The organism is Mycolicibacterium chitae, from assembly GCF_900637205.1.
GTDB classification, from domain to species: domain Bacteria; phylum Actinomycetota; class Actinomycetes; order Mycobacteriales; family Mycobacteriaceae; genus Mycobacterium; species Mycobacterium chitae.
In genome coordinates this window covers 5,403,978-5,421,771 of the sequence record NZ_LR134355.1, presented here as the reverse complement: position 1 = coordinate 5,421,771, position 17,794 = coordinate 5,403,978, and the positions used below count along the sequence as shown (strand labels likewise).

The window sequence follows — 17,794 nt, the reverse complement described above, 5'->3', positions numbered from 1 at the left end:
GCCCACCGCACTTCCGGTGCGGGGGCGCAGTCTTGGGAAAACGGGAATCAGCCGGTGATGAACTGCTCGAGCTGCTCGCGAGCGACGTCGTCGGCCAGCTGCTTGGGCGGGCTCTTCATCAGGTAGGCCGAGGCCGGGATGATCGGGCCGCCGATGCCGCGGTCCTTGGCGATCTTGGCCGCGCGCACCGCGTCGATGATGATGCCCGCCGAGTTCGGCGAGTCCCACACCTCGAGCTTGTACTCCAGGTTCAGCGGGGCGTCGCCGAAGGCGCGGCCCTCCAGGCGCACGTAGGCCCACTTGCGGTCATCGAGCCACGCGACGTGGTCGGACGGGCCGATGTGGACGTTCTTGTCCTCGACCTTGCCGGCCAGCGAGCCGGTCAGGTTGGAGGTGACGGCCTGGGTCTTGGAGACCTTCTTGGACTCGAGGCGGTCGCGCTCGAGCATGTTCTTGAAGTCCATGTTGCCGCCGACGTTGAGCTGGTAGGTGCGGTCCAGCGTCACGCCGCGGTCCTCGAACAGCTTGGCCATCACGCGGTGGGTGATGGTGGCGCCGACCTGGCTCTTGATGTCGTCGCCGACGATCGGCACGCCGGCGTCCTCGAACTTCTTGGCCCACTCCGGGTCGGAGGCGATGAACACCGGCAGCGCGTTGACGAAGGCCACGTTCGCGTCGATGGCGCACTGCGCGTAGAACTTGTCGGCGTCGTCGGAGCCCACCGGCAGGTAGGAGACCAGCACGTCGACCTTGGCGTCCTTGAGGGCCTTGACGACGTCGACGGGCTCGGCGTCGGAGACCTCGATGGTGTCGGCGTAGTACTTGCCGATGCCGTCGAGGGTCGGGCCGCGCTGCACGACGACGTCGGTGGGCGGCACGTCGGCGATCTTGATGGTGTTGTTCTCGGAGGCGAAGATCGCCTCGGACAGGTCGAAGCCCACCTTCTTGGCGTCGACGTCGAACGCGGCGACGAACTTCACGTCGCGCACGTGGTAAGGCCCGAACTTGACGTGCATCAGGCCGGGAACGGTGCCGTTCTCGTCGGCGTCCTGGTAGTACTGCACGCCCTGCACAAGCGAGGACGCGCAGTTCCCCACGCCGACGATGGCGACCCGCACATCCTGGGACGCATTCGACGCCGCAGTCGCGTTGTTCTCACTCATGAGTGTTCTCCTTAATCCGGTACTGCCGTAGTTCGGTGCTGCTCTTCAGGTCAGGGCTGTGGTCAGGGTTGGTCGGTGCTGGGCTGACTGCGTTCGGCGGCGATGAGGTCGTTGAGCCACTTGACCTCGCGCTCGCTGGACTCGAGCCCCAGCTGGTGCAGTTGTTTGGTGTAGCGGTCGAACGAATTGCTGGCCCGCGCGATCGCCTCGCGCAGTCCCTCGCGCCGTTCCTCCACCTGGCGGCGGCGGCCTTCCAGGATCCGCATCCGGGCCTCGGCCGGGGTGCGGTTGAAGAACGCCAGATGCACACCGAAGCCGTCGTCGGTGTAGTTCTGCGGCCCGGTGTCGGCGACCAGCTCGGTGAAGCGCTGCCGGCCCGCGTCGCTCAGCTGGTAGACGCGTCGGGCGCGCCGCAGCTTGGTGGTGCCTTCGGGGGCCGCGTCCTCGACGATCAGGCCGTCGGCCTGCATGCGCCGCAGCGCGGGGTACAGCGAGCCGTAGGAGAAGGCGCGGAAGGCGCCGAGGAGACCGGTCAACCGTTTGCGCAGTTCGTAGCCGTGCATCGGCGATTCGAGCAGCAAGCCCAGAATGGCCAGTTCGAGCACCCGGATCACCTCCCCCTGCGCGTTCGTCAATACGTCCCGCCGTTACGGCGGATCGACACCTCGCGAAACTGTATCGCGCCGATATATCCGCAGCCAACCCCCTACCCCAAAACTCTCCAGCGTGAACGTGCGCGCCCCCGGCCCGACACGCCGCGAGAATCCCGGGTCTGCGCACCTTCGCGCCCCAGAGATGCCCAGGTCAGGGATAGTTGATGCGCTTCTGGCTGCCGTCGGGATTCAGCTCGATGTAGCCCGAGCCGAACTCACTGGACACGTACACCGAGATCTCCACGGCCTCCGGCGTCGTCGGATCGCCCGATGGGTCGATGATCAGATAGGTGTTGGTGACGTCCTCGGGGTTGATGCCCAGGGTCTCCGGGGCGCCGCGCAGGATGCCGACGATCGCCTCGTGGTCGAAGCGGGCCAGGTCCACCAGCCGCGCCGAGTCGCTCCTGGCGGACGACGACGGGTCGTCCCAGCCGCCGCGGTAGGAGTAGGAGAACTCGCGGCGCTGTTCGCCGGGGTCGGGCCGATTGACCGACGCGTAGTCGGGATAGATCACCGCGCGATATCCCATGGTGTCGCCGAACTTCTGCTTCATCTGCTCGAACAGGCCGGTCAGCCCGCCCAGCGAGTGCAACTGCCGCGGCGGTGTCAGCACCACCGGGGCGACGCCGTCGGGTTGCGCGCCCGGGTCTTCGGCCGTGCCCAGCGGGCCGCCGGGAGCCGACGATCCGGAGAAGCCCCAGCCGATCCCGATGCCCAGCACGACGAGGCCCGCGGCCACCACCGCCAACACGGCCCGGCTGCGGGTCGGCTTGTTCGTCGACTTGTTCAACGACGGCAGCTGGACCGGGGCGTTGGCGTTCTGCAGGTCATCGACCAGGGCCGCGAGCTCGCCCAGCGTGGTGGCACTGGTGGCCGCGGCCACCCGCTGGCGGTGTTCCACACCGGTGAGCTGACCGTCGGCCAGCGCGCTGTCGAGGACTTTGCACGTGTCGTTTCGGTCACTGTCCTTGGCCCGGGTACCCGCCGTCTGCCGCGTCGCCATCCGACGATCGTAGGAGGTCGAACCCGCCTCGGCGCGGTCGGTCGCGGACGCGCGTGCGGCCGGTCGAGCCTCGGTGGCCGACGGGCCGACGTACTCTGGTCAACGTGCGATTGCAGCGACAGGTGGTGGATTACGCCTTGCGGCGGCGTTCACTGCTGGCCGAGGTGTATTCCGGCCGGACTGGCGTCACCGAGGTGTGTGACGCCAACCCCTACTTGCTGCGCGCCGCCAAGTTCCACGGAAAACCCAGCTCGGTGATGTGCCCGATCTGCCGCAAGGAGCAGCTGACCCTGGTGTCCTGGGTGTTCGGCGAGCACCTGGGCGCGGTGTCCGGGTCGGCCCGCACCGCCGAGGAGTTGGTGCTGCTGGCGACCCGTTTCGAGGAGTTCGCGGTACACGTGGTGGAGGTATGCCGAACCTGCAGTTGGAATCACCTGGTCAAGTCCTACGTGCTTGGCGCGCCAAAGAAGCCGAAGAGTGCGCCCAAGCGGGGCACCCGAACGGCGCGCAACAGCGCGCGCACGGCCAGTGAATAGCGAAGGGCGCCACGACCGGTCAGCCAGTGATGCTCCGCGGGGAGCACCGCCTGCCGATCAGCGCCGCACCGATGCCACCCGGCCGCCGTGGCAACAGCCCACGGTGCCGGAGAAGCGCCCCGCGCCGCGCCCCAACCCCGGTCCGAACCCCAAGCCCGGTCCCGGCCGGCATGCCGCGCGCGGCGACGGGCCGGCGCCGGATCTGCGTCCCACCGCGGTGATCCCACCGGTGCGCGAGGGTGCGGACCCGCGCTGGCGCGACCCCATCGACGTCGTCAAGGCCGCCCTCGACGGCACCCCGCCGCCGCCGAAGCCGCCGCCCGGCCCACCGCCGCGCACCGGCGGCGGATCGGGTGGCAACGGCGGATCGGGGCGCGGCCAGTTCCAGATCAACTGGCGCTGGGTGCGTCGCGGCGTGGCCGCGTGCGCGGTGGTGTTCCTGCTGCTGCCGCTGATCACGTTCGCGATGGCCTACAGCATTGTCGACGTCCCCAAGCCCGGCGACATCCGGACCAACCAGGTGTCGACGATCCTGGCCAGCGACGGCTCCGAGCTGGCCAAAATAGTTCCGCCCGAGGGCAACCGGGTCGACGTCAAGATTGACCAGATCCCGGTGCACGTCCGGGAGGCGGTGATGGCCGCCGAGGACCGGGACTTCTACAGCAACCCCGGTTTCTCGTTCACCGGGTTCGCCCGCGCCTTCAAGAACAACATCTTCGGCGGGGACATGCAGGGCGGTTCGACCATCACCCAGCAGTACGTGAAGAACGCGTTGGTCGGTGATGCGCGCAGCGGCGTCGGCGGTCTGGTGCGCAAGGCCAAGGAGCTGGTCATCTCCACCAAGATGTCCCGCGAATGGTCGAAAGACCAAGTGCTCGAATCGTATTTGAACATCATCTATTTCGGCCGCGGCGCCTACGGCATCGCGGCGGCTTCCCGGGCGTACTTCGACAAGCCGGTCGAGGAGCTGACGATCTCCGAGGGTGCGCTGTTCGCCGCGCTGATCCAGCGCCCGTCGACGCTGGATCCCGCCGTCGACCCCGAGGGTGCGGCCGACCGCTGGAACTGGGTGCTCGACGGCATGGTCGAGATCGGCGCGCTGTCCCCGCAGGAGCGCGCCGAGCAGGTGTTCCCGGTGACCATCCCGCCGGACCAGGCCGGCAGCGCCAACCAGACCACCGGCCCCAACGGGCTCATCGAGCGGCAGGTCATCCGGGAGTTGCTCGACCTGTTCAACATCAGCGAGCAGCAACTCAACACCGAGGGTCTGCAGATCACCACCACCATCGACCCGGATGCGCAGGAGGCGGCCGAGGAGGCCGTGGCCGACGCGCTCGAGGGCCAGGATCCGGACATGCGCGCCGCCGTGGTCTCCATCGACCCGAAGACCGGCGGGGTCAAGGCGTACTACGGCGGATCGGACGCCAACGGCTTCGACTTCGCGCAGGCCGGCCTGCCGACCGGGTCGGCGTTCAAGGTGTTCGCGCTCGTCGCCGCGCTCGAGCAGGGCATGGGCCTGGGCTATCAGGTCGACAGCTCGCCGCTGACCGTCAACGGCATCGAGATCGGCAACGTCGAGGGCGGCAGCTGCGGCACCTGCAACATCGCCGAGGCGCTGAAGCGGTCCCTGAACACCAGCTACTACCGGCTGATGCTCAAGCTGGAGAACGGGCCCTCCGATGTCGCCGACGCCGCGCACCGCGCGGGCATCGCGACCAGCTTCCCCGGCGTCGAGCACACCCTGAGCGAGGACGGCCAGGGCGGCCCGCCCAACAACGGCGTGGTGCTCGGCCAGTATCAGTCCCGGGTCATCGACATGGCCTCGGCGTACGCGACGCTGGCCGCGTCCGGGGTGTACCGGGCGCCGCACTTCGTGCAGAAGGTGGTCAACGCCGACGGCGACGTCCTGTTCGACGCGGGCGGCCAGGACAACAGCGGCGAACAGCGCATCGACGAGTCCGTGGCCGACAACGTCACCTCGGCCATGCAACCCATCGCCTCCTACTCGAACGGCCACGGCCTGGCCGGCGGGCGCGCCTCGGCGGCCAAGACCGGAACGCATCAGCTCGGCGACACCGGCGACAACCGGGACGCCTGGATGGTCGGCTACACCCCGTCGTTGTCGACGGCGGTCTGGGTGGGCACCACCCAGGGCAACAAGCCGCTGAAGAACCAGTGGGGCGGTTCGGTGTACGGCTCGGGGCTGCCGTCGGACATCTGGAAGGACACCATGGACGGGGCCCTGCAGGGCACCGATCAGGAGAGCTTCCCCAAGCCGGAGTCGATCGGCGGGTACGCGGGCGTGCCGTCGCCGCCGCCCCCGCCGCGGGATCCGGCCACCGAGGCGCCGACGACGACGCTGCCGCCGCAGCCCGGCACCGTGATCCAGCCGAGTATCGAGGTGGCCCCGGGCATCACGATTCCGATCGGGCCGCCGACGACGGTGCCGGTTGGCCCCCCGGAGTTGCCGCCCCCGCCGCCGGCCCCGTTTGATCCGAACGCCCCCGTACCGCCGCCGCCCCCGCCGCCGTGACCCCGGGGCGCCACGACGCGGACGAGCCCCTCGATGAGCTCGACGGGCCGGGTGCAGCCGAACGTGCCACGGTGTCCCCGCTGCCGTTGGCGCGCGACCTGCGCAGCGCCGATGACCGTGACTTCCCCAGCCGCACCGACCCGTTGGGCGCCGCGCTCTCGGAGACGATCGGCGGCCCGGTCGGCCGGCACGCGCTGATCGGCCGCAATCGCTTCGCCACCCCGCTGCGGGTGATCTTCGCTTTGGCGCTGGTGTTCCTGGCGCTGGGCTGGGTGACGAAGTCGCCGTGCCTGCAGACCGTGGGGGAGGGCAGCCCCGCGCAGATGGTGGCCAACTGGGACCATCAGCGCGCCTATTACCAGCTGTGCTACTCCGACACCGTGCCGCTCTACGGCGCAGAGTTGTTGAGCCAGGGCAAGTTTCCGTACAAGTCGAGTTGGCTCGAGACCGACGGCGCCGGCGACCCCCGCCAGCAGTACGACGGCAGCCCGGCCGTGCGTTACATGGAGTATCCGGTGCTGACCGGGCTCTATCAGTACGTGTCGATGGCGCTGGCCAAGACCTACACCGCGCTGTCGTCGACGATCGCGCTGCCGAAGGTCGCCGAGGTGGTGGTGTTCTTCGACATCGTCGCGCTCGGGCTGGCGCTGGCCTGGTTGGCGACGGTGTGGGCGACGGCGAAGCTGGCCGGGCGCCGGATCTGGGACGCCGCGCTGGTGGCCGCGTCCCCGCTGGTGATCTTCCAGATCTTCACCAACTTCGACGCGCTGGCAACGGCTTTCGCGACGGGGGCGCTGCTGGCGTGGGCGCGGCGCAGACCGGTGCTGGCCGGCGTGCTGATCGGGCTGGGGGTGGCCGCCAAGCTGTACCCGTTGCTGTTGTTGGGGCCCTTGTTGCTGCTGGGCGTGCGCACCGGGCGCCTGGTCGAGGTGGGCCGCACGCTGCTGGCCGCGATCACCGCGTGGCTCGTGGTCAATCTGCCGATCATGCTGTTGTTCCCGCGCGGGTGGTCGGAGTTCTTCCGGCTCAACACCCGTCGCGGCGACGACATGGATTCGCTGTACAACGTGGTGAAGTCCTTCACCGGGTGGGGTGGATTCGATTCGGATCTCGGGTTCTGGGAGCCGCCGACGGTGCTCAACACCGTCGTCGCGGTGCTGTTCGTGCTGTGTTGCATCGGGATCGGTTACATCGCGCTGACGGCGCCGCAGCGCCCGCGCGTGGCGCAACTGGCGTTCCTGGTGGTGGCCGCGTTCCTGCTGACCAACAAGGTCTGGAGCCCACAGTTCTCGCTGTGGCTGGTGCCGCTGGCGGTGCTGGCGCTGCCGCATCGGCGGATCCTGTTGGCGTGGATGACCGTTGACGCGCTGGTCTGGGTGCCGCGGATGTACTACCTCTACGGCGAGGCCAACCGGGGGCTGCCCGAGCAATGGTTCACGACGACGGTGCTGCTGCGCGACCTGGCGGTGCTGGGGCTGTGCGCGCTGGTGATCCGGCAGATCTACCGGCCCCGCCACGACCTGGTGCGCTGGTCCGGGCGGATCGACGATCCGGTGGGCGGGGTGTTCGACGGTGCCCCGGACGACCCGCCGGCCTGGCTGCCGCGGTGGCTGCGCCCCAAGTCCGAGCGTGTCCCTGAGCCCGGGCCGGTGCCCGAGGCGGCGCCAACCGCCGATTTCGCAGGTGACCGGCGGTTCCTGTAGCCTGGTCCGGTTGCCGACGCAGGCGACCCTCCTGCCGCGGAACACGCCGCGGCCGAGAAGACCATAGGAGGTGATGGGTTCCTCATGCGTCCATACGAAATCATGGTCATCCTTGACCCCACACTCGACGAGCGCACCGTAGCTCCCTCGCTGGAGACGTTCCTCAACGTCATCCGCAAGGACGGCGGCAGTGTCGACAAGGTCGACATCTGGGGCCGGCGCCGGCTGGCGTACGAGATCGCCAAGCATGCCGAGGGCATCTACGCGGTCATCGACGTCAAGGCCGAGCCCGCCACCGTGAGCGAACTCGACCGTCAGCTCGGTCTGAACGAGTCGGTGTTGCGCACCAAGGTGATGCGGACCGACAAGCACTGAAGCCCGGTGGTCGTCACCCCGTTTCCGTAGGCTCGCCTGCGGAAGCCCAGACCTACACCGTTGCTCGACCAGGACTTGAGGAGGACACCCGTGGCTGGTGACACGATCATCACCGTCGTCGGAAACCTGACCGCCGACCCTGAACTGCGTTTCACCCCGTCGGGTGCTGCCGTGGCCAACTTCACGGTGGCGTCGACGCCGCGCATCTACGACCGCCAGAGCGGTGAGTGGAAGGACGGCGAGGCGCTGTTCCTGCGGTGCAACATCTGGCGCGAGGCGGCCGAGAACGTCGCCGAGAGCCTGACCCGCGGTGCCCGCGTGGTGGTCCAGGGCCGGCTCAAGCAGCGTTCGTTCGAGACCCGCGAGGGCGAGAAGCGGACCGTGGTGGAGCTCGAGGTCGACGAGATCGGCCCGTCCCTGCGCTACGCGACGGCCAAGGTCAACAAGGTCAGTCGCGGTGGCGGCGGTGGCGGGTTCGGCGGCGGTGGCGGCGGGGGATCCCGCGCGGCCGCCGGTGGTGGCGGCGGTGGCTCGTCCGCACCGGCCGAGGACCCCTGGGGCAGCGCCCCGGCATCGGGTTCCTTCGGCGGGGCCGACGACGAGCCCCCCTTCTGATATCTCCAAATACAAACCTTTAGCAGTACAGAAAGAGAACAACCATGGCCAAGGCCAACAAGCGTCGTCCCGCGCCCGAGAAGCCGGTCAAGACCCGCAAGTGTGTGTTCTGCTCGAAGAAGGGCAAGAACCAGGTCATCGACTACAAGGACACCCAGCTGCTGCGCACCTACATCTCCGAGCGCGGCAAGATCCGTGCCCGTCGGGTGACCGGGAACTGCGTGCAGCACCAGCGCGACGTCGCCGTCGCAGTGAAGAACGCCCGCGAGGTGGCCCTGCTGCCCTTCACGTCCAGTACTCGCTGACAGCGACTCGGCTAGAAACGGAAACACCAGATCATGAAGCTCATTCTCACCGCCGAGGTGGACAAGCTGGGTTCGGCCGGCGACACCGTGGAGGTCAAGGACGGCTACGGCCGTAACTTCCTGCTGCCCCGCGGGCTGGCGATCGTCGCGACCCGCGGCGCCCAGCGTCAGGCCGACGAGATCCGGCGCGCGCAGGAGATCAAGACCGTGCGCGACCTGGACCACGCCAAGGAACTCAAGACCGCCATCGAGGCCCTGGGTTCGGTCTCGCTGAGCGTGAAGACCGCCGGCGACTCCGGCAAGCTGTTCGGCTCCGTCACCGCCGGTGACGTCGTCTCGGCCATCAAGAAGGCCGGCGGACCGAGCCTGGACAAGCGCGCCGTGGATCTGCCCAAGGGCCACATCAAGGCCCTCGGCACGCATTCGGTCGAGGTGCACCTGCACTCCGGTCTCAATGCCACCGTGCCGGTGGAGGTCGTCGCCGAGTAGTTAGCTCGGCAACGTCGCCGCTATTCGGCTGCAGCGTCAATACTCCCCGGTGGTCGCCTTCCCAGCGACCGCCGGGGAGTTGCTGTATGTGCTGGCGAACTGACCCGGGCGTAGGTTGCGCAGCGAACCACACCCGCCGTTAACCTGGCGCACCACCGAACGCAACACAACACGCCCGAGACCGCAACCTGACACGACACGCCGTCGCGATTCCCATCCACAGTGTGGAGGGCGTTCTATGGTCCGTTCATCAGCGGTAATACAACTCAACACAACATTGCTCCACAGGTTCTCCCCACCCACCTAACATGGCAACCCACAGCTATCCACACGCAGTGCACAGGTTCGCTAACAGGGGTGGTTCCACTGCCCGCCAGCAACGTCTACGGTCGACTCGGCGCGGAAGCGGCGCAGGGTCTCAGGCCCTGGGAATCTTGCAGTGGACTGTCGGAGCCTTGGCTTACCGTCAGTCCATGAAGTCGAACAGGTGTTTGGTCGCGTGAGGGCAGGGGGCGCAGTAGCCGTATGGCCGTAGTTGATGATCTCGGGCAGTCGGGGATGGATGAGTCCCCGCCCAGTGAGGACTTCGGTCGACAGCCGCCGCAGGACATGGCGGCCGAGCAGTCGGTCCTCGGCGGCATGCTGCTGAGCAAGGACGCCATCGCCGACGTCTTGGAGCGGCTCCGGCCCGGGGACTTCTACCGTCCCGCGCACCAGAACGTCTACGACGCAATCCTGGATCTCTACGGGCGCGGGGAGCCGGCCGACGCCGTCACCGTGGCCGCGGAGCTGGATCGGCGTGGGCTGCTGCGCCGCATCGGCGGGGCGCCCTATCTGCACACCCTGATCTCGACGGTGCCGACGGCGGCCAACGCCGGGTACTACGCGGGCATCGTGGCCGAGAAGGCGCTGCTGCGCCGCCTCGTGGAGGCCGGCACTCGGGTGGTCCAGTACGGCTATGCCGGTGCCGAGGGCGCCGACGTGGCCGAGGTGGTCGACCGCGCCCAGGCCGAGATGTACGACATCACCGACCGGCGCAGCACCGAGGACTTCGTCCCGCTCGAGGACCTGCTGCAGCCGACGATGGACGAGATCGACGCAATCGCCTCCAACGGCGGTATCGCCCGCGGTGTGCCCACCGGCTTCACTGAACTCGACGACGTCACCAACGGTCTGCACGCCGGGCAGATGATCATCATCGCGGCGCGCCCTGGTGTCGGGAAGGCGCTGGCGCTGGACACCCCGCTGCCCACGCCGCACGGCTGGACCACGATGGGCGATGTCGCCGTGGGCGACGAACTGCTCGACGCCGACGGTGAGCCGACGCGGGTGGTGGCCGCCACCGAGGTGATGCTCGGCCGGCCGTGCTTCGAGGTGGAGTTCTCCGACGGCACGGTGATCGTCGCGGATGCGCAGCATCAGTGGCCCACCGGTGACGGGATCCGCACGACGGCAGGCCTGCGCGCGGGCATCCACACCCTCGTCGGCGGGACCGGCGGTGGCGGCGGCACCGCGGTGCTGGCGCCGGTGGTGCAGATCGCCGACGTGCGTCGGCGGCCGAGCGTGCCGGTGCGTTGCGTGGAGGTCGACAACCCCGCGCACCTGTACCTGGCCGGGCGCGGCATGGTGCCCACGCACAACTCCACGCTGGGGCTGGATTTCATGCGGTCCTGCTCGATCAAGAACCAGATGGCCAGCGTCATCTTCTCGCTGGAAATGAGCAAGTCCGAGATCGTCATGCGGCTGCTGTCGGCCGAGGCGAAGATCAAGCTCGGCGACATGCGCTCAGGCCGGATGAGCGACGACGACTGGACCCGGCTGGCCCGGCGGATGAGTGAGATCAGCGAAGCGCCGCTGTTCATCGACGATTCGCCGAACCTGACCATGATGGAGATCCGGGCCAAAGCGCGGCGGCTCTCGCAGAAGTCCGACCTGCGGCTGATCGTGGTCGACTACATGCAGCTGATGAGCTCGGGTAAGAAATATGAATCACGGCAGCAAGAAGTGTCGGATTTCTCGCGGCAGTTGAAATTGATGGCAAAGGAATTGGACGTTCCGGTGGTGGCAATTAGCCAGCTTAACCGTGGGCCGGAACAGCGTACAGATAAGAAGCCACAAGTCTCTGACCTGCGTGAATCGGGTTCTTTGGAACAGGATGCGGACATGGTTATGCTTTTGCATCGCCCCGATGCATTTGATCGTGATGACCCGCGCGGCGGCGAAGCCGACATTATTCTGGGTAAGCACCGAAATGGTCCTACGGCCACAATTACCGTGGCGCATCAATTGCATTTGTCGCGTTTTGCGAATATGGCTCGGTAGGAATTAATGGAGGGTCTCACGGATCGTGGCGGAGTCTCACGGGTGATGGCGGATCCGCCAAGCTGGTGAGACACGCCACCATCCCGTGGTTTTCTGCCGACAACATCAATGCCAACAAGGCGTTGGTGAGCCACCTCAGGGCCCTCACCGAGGCGCAGGTTTGCACGCCCGGTCAGGTCGCGCTGGCACGGCTGCTCGTTCAACAGCTGTGGATTCTGCCGATTCCCGGCACTCGCCGCCGCGGCCGCATCGACGAGAACGCCGGTGCCACCAAGTCGCCGACGAGGTTGCCGGACCCACCCGCGGCGAGTCTCACCGCGGGACATCAGATCAACGCCGACCCGGCGAGAATGCCCTGCAGTGCAGCTTTTAGTGCCCCGACCGGATTGTTGGGTGGCGCCGATCGCGGGTACCCCTCCCCGATGGGCGGTGACACGCGCCCTGCCCGTCCCGGGGTCGGAACCACGCTGACCTGGCTGGCGCCGCCGTCAGTAGCTTCATCGCCGGGCTACATCTATTCGCCGCCACCACCTGAACAGACAACAACAGCACGGGAGTCGAATCAATGAAGACGAGAAGCATTGGGGCACTGCAGGTGTCCGCAGTCGGGTTCGGTGCGATGGGGTTCAGCCACGGCTACGGTCCGGGGCCCACCGCCGACGAGGCGATCGACCTGATGCGTAAAACGTTCGATCTTGACCGCGCTCACTGAAATTCCCCACTGACGCTCATCGAAATTCCCCACCCGTGTGGCTCCGCCGAGAAGGGCGGGCCTCCCTCGATGCTGCTGGTGTCTGACGCCAGTAGCTCCAGTCGAAGGAGGCCCGCTTTCTCATGCTCACATGGGAGGACGACATGGAAGTACACGCCCTACGAAAACGTGGTTGGTCGATCTCTGCGATTGCCCGTCACACCGGATTCGACCGCAAAACAGTCCGCAAGTATCTGGCCGGCGATGGCAAGCCCGGAGTGCGGGCCAGGTCGGGTCCGGATCCGTTCGACCCGTTCGTCGACTACGTGTCGGCCCGGCTGGTCGAGGACCCGCACTTGTGGGCCCGCACCCTTTACGACGAACTCGAAGGCCTGGGTTTCGGGCTGTCGTATCAGAGCCTGACCCGCAACATCCGCACCCGAGGTTTGCGGCCGGACTGCCAGGCTTGCCGCACCGCCACCGACCGACCCAACGCCATCATCGCGCATCCGCCGGGTGAGGAAACCCAGTGGGACTGGCTGGAATTGCCCGATCCACCCGAATCGTGGGGTTGGGGGAAGAAGGCGTTCCTGTTGGTCGGATCGCTGGCACATTCCGGGAAATGGCGGGCAGTGCTCTCACCGTCGATGGATCAACCGCACCTGGTCGCCGCCATCGACAAGATCTGCCGCGGCCTGGGTGGACTGAGCAGGGTGTGGCGGTTCGACCGGATGGCCACCGTCTGCGATCCCGGCTCAGGTCGAGTCACCGCATCGTTTGCCGGGGTGGCCAAACATTACGGGGTGTCGGTGGCGATCTGCCCGCCGCGCCGCGGTAACCGCAAAGGTGTGGTCGAGAAGGTCAATCACACTGCCGCGCAACGCTGGTGGCGCACCCTGGCTGACGACATGACCGTCGAACAGGCCCAAGCCAGTGTGGATCGTTTCTCCCGTGTGCGCGGGGACACCCGCATTCGGGCCACCGTCGGCGGGCGATCCTCGGTGGCCGTGGTCGCCAAGGCCGAACCGCTGGCGCCGGTGCCGGCGGCGCCGTATCCGGTGATCGTGTCGCAGTCCCGGACCGCCTCGCGCCAAGCGTTGGTGTCCTACCGCGGCAACCGGTACTCGGTGCCACCGGAGCTGGCTGCCGCGCAGGTGACGATCAGCCATCCAATCGGTGGCCAGTTCTGCGACATCGCCACCACGAGTGGGATCGTGATCGCGCGACACCGCATGGCTGCCGACGGGCTCGGTGTGATGGTCCGCGACAGCGGCCACATCATCGCCCTGGACACCGCGGCGATGGCCACCGCTAACACCGGGCGACCGCATCGCCGCAAGGAACGCATCCCACCCGGCCCGGCCGCCAAAACCGCTGCCGCACAACTGCGTGCGCTCCGCGACACCACCGCCAATTCGGCCGAATCAACCACGCCATCAACCGATTCCACTGTCATCGACCTGTCCGTCTACGAGCGGGCCGCCCAGAAAAGGACCCTGCAATGACCCCCACCCCACGCACCCCGAAAACCACCACCGAGACACCGGCGGCCGCGGCAAGCCGCTATCAGCAACTGCGGTCGCACCTGGCCGAGCTTAAACTCACCGCTGCCGCCGAGGCCCTGCCCTCGGTGCTCGACCAGGCCACCGCCGAGGGCCTGTCGATCACGGTGGCCCTGGAGCGGCTGCTGGCCGCCGAAGTCGATGCCAGCACCGCCCGCCGCCTCGCTGGAAGATTGCGGTTCGCCAACCTGCCCACCCCCGCCACCCTCGCCGATTTCGATGTCGACGCCGCCGCCGGCATCGACCGCGCACTGATCGACGAACTGGGCACCTGCCGCTACCTCGAATCGGCAACCAACGTCCTACTGATCGGCCCGCCGGGCACAGGAAAAACGCACTTATCAGTTGGATTAGCAAGGGCCGCAGCACATGCCGGATACCGCACCTACTTCACTACCGCCGCCGACCTGGCCGCACGCTGCCACCGCGCCGCCATCGAGGGACGCTGGGCCACCACCATGCGGTTCTACGCCGGCCCAACACTGCTGGTGATCGACGAACTGGGCTACCTGCCACTACCAGCTGAGGCAGCCTCGGCGCTGTTTCAAGTCGTATCCCAACGCTATTTGAAGACCAGCATCGTCATCACCACCAACCGCGGGGTCGGCGCATGGGGCGAAGTACTCGGTGACACCACCGTCGCCGCCGCCATGCTCGACCGCCTCCTACACCGGTCGGTGGTCATCAATCTCGACGGCGAGTCCTACCGGCTACGCGACCACCACGCCGCCGCCGAAAGCCTCCGCCGAGCCGCCACCGGAACCCGTCAACCCCTACACTGACCGGTGCTCACAGGTGAGGAATTTCGGCGAGCACACCTGGGGACGTTCGATGAGCGCGATCAATCTGGGCTGCACCTTCTTTGACACCGCCGAGGTCTACGGCGACGGTGACAACGAACGGCTGGTTGGCCGGGCGCTGGCCCCGATCCGCGACCAGGTCGTGATCGCCACCAAACTGCGCATCGACGAGGAGATGACACGCGCGCAACTGGGCAAGTATGTCCGCACGCACCTGGATGCGTCGCTGGTGCGGCTGGGTATCGACCACGTGGACCTGTACTACCAGCACCGACTGGTCGATTCCATCCCGGTCGAAGACGTCGCCGCGATCATGGGCGAGCTCATCTCTGAAGGCAAGATCGGCGGGTGGGGCCAGTCCCAAGTCAGCGCCGAGCAGCTCCGCCGGGCCCACGCCGTCACGCCACTGACCGCCATCCAAAGCGAGTACTCGATCATGGAGCGGATGTTCGAGAAGATGTCATCCCCGCCTGCGAGGAACTCGGTATCGGTTTCGTCCCGTTCAGCCCGCTTGCCAGCGGCTTTCTGTCCGGCAAGGTCAGCGCGGACGACACCTACACCGGTGACGATGTCCGGCGCGTCATCACCCGTTTCGATAAAGATAACGTCCGTGCCAACCGGCCGCTGCTGGATCTACTGACCGACTTCGCCGAGAAGAAGGGCGCGACCCCGGCGCAGATCTCGTTGGCCTGGATGTTGCACAAGAAGGAATTCATCGTGCCCATCCCGGGCTCCCGCAAACTGGAGCGCATCCAGGAGAACCTCGGCGCCGCCGACGTCGACCTCTCCGACGAGGAGCTCACCCAGATCGAGGCTGAACTGGCCAAGATCGAGATCCATGGCAACCGCACCGACGAAGACATCGCCAAATTACGCGACCTCGACTGACACCGGCGCGCAGGAGTATCCCGGCTTTCGTGATGGATGCAGTCTCGGCCTTCCGCCGGCGGCGTGAGACAACATCGGGAAGCGCGGGTCGCGACAGTTGTGAGATGCAGTTCGGATCGAGAACCTGCAGGTCGGGCGTAGTTCATTCGGTCCGCCGTGCCTCTTGGCGAACCGGCCGGCCAGTGCATCTCCGACCGACAGTCCGCAGGATGTCGGTGGTCGTCCGTACGTTGACGGCATGACGGCCGACGCCTCGCCGCGTGTCAGCATACGAGTGGCCAGAGCCGACAACGGTTTTGACGAGTCGCTCGAGACCCTGAAGCGCACGGGCGAGAAGCGGTTGCTGTGGTCGGTTGACGAGCGCGGACGCCTGGTCCGACGAAGGTCGTCCGGGACGGTGGCCGTTCGCAGTCGGGAAGTGCACCGAGTCAACCTCGCGTCGGGCCGTCAGTTCGAACTCGCGTCGGACCAACAGGTTCTCAAGGTCGACGGCTGGGCGCCGGTGTCGGATCTGGCTGGCGGAAGCAGGGTCGGTGTCCTGCGGCGCCTGGGTGCGCCCACCGAACCGCGGGCGATGAATGACGCGGAGATAATCCTGTTGGCGCACATGATCGGTGACGGCTCGTGCGTGCGGCGGCAGCCGATTCGATACGCCTCCATCGACGAGGAGAACCTGGCCGCGGTGACCATTGCTGCAGCGCACTTCGGTGTGACCGCTATCCGCGATGAGTACGCCGCAGCGCGGGTCACCACGTTGCGACTGCCCGCGCCGTATCGCTTGGCTCGCGGGAAGCGCAATCCGATTGCCGAATGGTTGGATGGGCTCGGACTGTTTGGACTTCGGAGTTACGAAAAGTTCGTCCCCGCAGAGGTTTTTGCGCCGCCCACCGAACAAGTCGCCTTGTTCCTTCGCCATCTCTGGGCTACGGACGGTTCCGTGCGGTGGGACGCAAAGACCAAGCAGGGCCGCGTTTACTATGCGTCGACCAGTCGTGCGTTGATCGAGGGCGTCCTGCAGTTACTGCTGCGCGTCGGTGTGCAGGGCAGGGTCACCCGGATCAGGAAGGCTGGGTACCGCGATTGCTGGCATCTCACCATTGACCGTGCCGCCAATCAGATCGCATTCCTCACGAAGGTGGGCGTGCACGGCGCGCGGGGCGTCAAAGCGCGAGAGGTTGTCACTGAGCTAGCCGGTCGTGTCCGTCGCCCAGGCACCGATAGCATCCCGCTCGAAGTCTGGTGCACAGTGAAAAACACCATGGCTGAGCGGGATTGGTCCGACAAAGACTTCGCCTTGGCGACCAACACTCGATTTGACGGCCCGCGCATGTGGACACACTGCCCGGGCCGTGTCCGGTTGCACCGCATATCCAATGCGTTGGGAAATCGCGGGCTTCACGACCTCGCAACCAATGACATCTACTGGGACAAGATCGTCAGTACTGCCGGAATCGGCCGTCGCGAGATCTTCGAGTTGAGGATGGCTGAAGATCATCCGATCGTTGTCGGTGGGTTGCTCGTTCGCAGGGCCACGGTCGAGTGCGACCGCGGGCGCAAGCAATTTGACGGTCTACCGGTATCGCGAAATATTCATGACACTTCGCAAGGGTAAAAGCAGCCTGGTGAACAGCGACATCGCAGCCCTCGCCAGATGGGCGGAGTCTCATCCGAGTTCGATGGCCCACACGCGCACGAACTCCCGAAGCGCGGCTTAGGCCGCAGAGTAAGCGTCGAATCGCGGGGTCGCGCGGGTGTAGGCGGTGGATCCGATGATGATGGAGGCCGGGTTGTCGAGTAACGGCAGCTACTTCTGGACGGCGAACACGATTTCACTGACGTAGCGCACGTACATCTGGTCGAAGTGTTCTGGGGCCATAGCTTCCAGGAAGGCGAGGTGTCGGTATCGCCACCCTCTTTCGCCATTTCCCGACCCGCGACGATCTGATCACCGGAGTGTTCGAGGACAAGATGACGGCCTACCTCGACGCTGTCGAGACCGCACTGCGTGATCCCGACGCGTGGAACGGTTTTCGTGGCTTTGTCGAGCACGTCTGCGCGACGCAATGTGAGGATCGCGGTTTCACCAACGTGTTGACGATGACGTGCCCCAACGCGTGCGCCTTCGAATCCACGCGGTCAGCGGCCTAACGAGGATT

General features: G+C 66.8%; 15 protein-coding genes and 1 pseudogene. 13 read left to right on the top strand and 3 right to left on the bottom strand.

What is annotated here, in order from left to right; all coding sequences use genetic code 11:
- Positions 1-47: 47 nt before the first annotated feature.
- The 3 genes from EL338_RS25850 to EL338_RS25840 form a co-directional block, all read right to left on the bottom strand.
- Entirely contained in the window at positions 48-1,163 is a 1,116-nt protein-coding gene (locus tag EL338_RS25850; RefSeq protein WP_126336517.1) for an inositol-3-phosphate synthase, read from the bottom strand.
- 62 nt (positions 1,164-1,225) lie between these two features.
- Positions 1,226-1,768 (bottom strand): PadR family transcriptional regulator, encoded by a 543-nt coding sequence (locus EL338_RS25845; protein ID WP_163792285.1) that lies wholly within the window; start codon positions 1,766-1,768, stop codon positions 1,226-1,228.
- 199 nt (positions 1,769-1,967) lie between these two features.
- Positions 1,968-2,819, bottom strand: coding sequence for a DUF1707 SHOCT-like domain-containing protein (locus EL338_RS25840; RefSeq protein WP_126336515.1), 852 nt, complete (start codon positions 2,817-2,819; stop codon positions 1,968-1,970).
- A gap of 104 nt (positions 2,820-2,923) precedes the next feature.
- Between EL338_RS25840 and EL338_RS25835 the strand changes: the two genes are divergently transcribed.
- The 13 genes and pseudogenes from EL338_RS25835 (at position 2,924) to EL338_RS25775 (ending at position 17,250) form a co-directional block, all read left to right on the top strand.
- Positions 2,924-3,355, top strand: coding sequence for a DUF5318 domain-containing protein (locus EL338_RS25835; protein ID WP_126336513.1), 432 nt, complete (start codon positions 2,924-2,926; stop codon positions 3,353-3,355).
- Positions 3,348-5,888 carry a transglycosylase domain-containing protein gene (locus EL338_RS25830; protein WP_163791948.1) on the top strand — a complete coding sequence of 847 codons (2,541 nt, stop codon included), beginning with the start codon at positions 3,348-3,350 and terminating at the stop codon, positions 5,886-5,888. Before EL338_RS25835 ends, EL338_RS25830 begins: the two co-directional genes overlap by 8 nt.
- 71 nt (positions 5,889-5,959) lie before the next feature.
- A complete protein-coding gene (locus tag EL338_RS25825; RefSeq protein ID WP_126337146.1) occupies positions 5,960-7,591 on the top strand; it encodes a glycosyltransferase family 87 protein in 1,632 nt (543 codons plus the stop codon).
- 84 nt (positions 7,592-7,675) lie between these two features.
- On the top strand, positions 7,676-7,966 hold the full coding sequence (rpsF, locus tag EL338_RS25820) for a 30S ribosomal protein S6 (RefSeq protein WP_085152333.1): 291 nt from the start codon (positions 7,676-7,678) through the stop codon (positions 7,964-7,966).
- A 90-nt stretch (positions 7,967-8,056) separates the two neighbouring features.
- Positions 8,057-8,581 (top strand): single-stranded DNA-binding protein, encoded by a 525-nt coding sequence (locus EL338_RS25815; protein WP_126336509.1) that lies wholly within the window; start codon positions 8,057-8,059, stop codon positions 8,579-8,581.
- 44 nt (positions 8,582-8,625) lie between these two features.
- On the top strand, positions 8,626-8,886 hold the full coding sequence (gene rpsR / locus EL338_RS25810; protein ID WP_126336507.1) for a 30S ribosomal protein S18: 261 nt from the start codon (positions 8,626-8,628) through the stop codon (positions 8,884-8,886).
- Between the two features lie 33 nt (positions 8,887-8,919).
- Positions 8,920-9,375: a 50S ribosomal protein L9 gene (rplI, locus tag EL338_RS25805; RefSeq protein WP_126336506.1), complete on the top strand. Its 456-nt coding sequence runs from the start codon at positions 8,920-8,922 to the stop codon at positions 9,373-9,375.
- 525 nt (positions 9,376-9,900) lie between these two features.
- Entirely contained in the window at positions 9,901-11,697 is a 1,797-nt protein-coding gene (gene dnaB / locus EL338_RS25800; protein ID WP_126336504.1) for a replicative DNA helicase, read from the top strand.
- Positions 11,698-11,762: 65 nt separating this feature from the next.
- Complete coding sequence (locus EL338_RS26325; RefSeq protein WP_179967138.1) at positions 11,763-12,266, top strand: aldo-keto reductase family protein; 504 nt, start codon at positions 11,763-11,765, stop codon at positions 12,264-12,266.
- 265 nt (positions 12,267-12,531) lie between these two features.
- Positions 12,532-13,893 carry a Mu transposase domain-containing protein gene (locus tag EL338_RS25790; RefSeq protein WP_126336502.1) on the top strand — a complete coding sequence of 454 codons (1,362 nt, stop codon included), beginning with the start codon at positions 12,532-12,534 and terminating at the stop codon, positions 13,891-13,893.
- Positions 13,890-14,732, top strand: coding sequence for an IS21-like element helper ATPase IstB (gene istB, locus EL338_RS25785; protein ID WP_085130819.1), 843 nt, complete (start codon positions 13,890-13,892; stop codon positions 14,730-14,732). The genes EL338_RS25790 and istB overlap by 4 nt, the downstream gene beginning before the upstream one ends.
- Before the next feature lie 49 nt (positions 14,733-14,781).
- Positions 14,782-15,638 (top strand): annotated as a pseudogene (locus EL338_RS26915) (aldo/keto reductase).
- Positions 15,639-15,876: 238 nt separating this feature from the next.
- Positions 15,877-17,250 carry an LAGLIDADG family homing endonuclease gene (locus tag EL338_RS25775; protein WP_126336500.1) on the top strand — a complete coding sequence of 458 codons (1,374 nt, stop codon included), beginning with the start codon at positions 15,877-15,879 and terminating at the stop codon, positions 17,248-17,250.
- Positions 17,251-17,794 lie beyond the last annotated feature (544 nt).

Coding starts and splice junctions, on each gene's coding strand:
- EL338_RS25850 (WP_126336517.1), bottom strand. CDS start 1,163: ATGAGTGAGAACAACGCGACTGCGGCGTCGAATGCGTCCCAGGATGTG.
- EL338_RS25840 (WP_126336515.1), bottom strand. CDS start 2,819: ATGGCGACGCGGCAGACGGCGGGTACCCGGGCCAAGGACAGTGACCGA.
- rpsF (WP_085152333.1), top strand. CDS start 7,676: ATGCGTCCATACGAAATCATGGTCATCCTTGACCCCACACTCGACGAG.
- rpsR (WP_126336507.1), top strand. CDS start 8,626: ATGGCCAAGGCCAACAAGCGTCGTCCCGCGCCCGAGAAGCCGGTCAAG.
- rplI (WP_126336506.1), top strand. CDS start 8,920: ATGAAGCTCATTCTCACCGCCGAGGTGGACAAGCTGGGTTCGGCCGGC.
- dnaB (WP_126336504.1), top strand. CDS start 9,901: ATGGCCGTAGTTGATGATCTCGGGCAGTCGGGGATGGATGAGTCCCCG.
- EL338_RS25790 (WP_126336502.1), top strand. CDS start 12,532: ATGCTCACATGGGAGGACGACATGGAAGTACACGCCCTACGAAAACGT.
- istB (WP_085130819.1), top strand. CDS start 13,890: ATGACCCCCACCCCACGCACCCCGAAAACCACCACCGAGACACCGGCG.
- EL338_RS25775 (WP_126336500.1), top strand. CDS start 15,877: ATGACGGCCGACGCCTCGCCGCGTGTCAGCATACGAGTGGCCAGAGCC.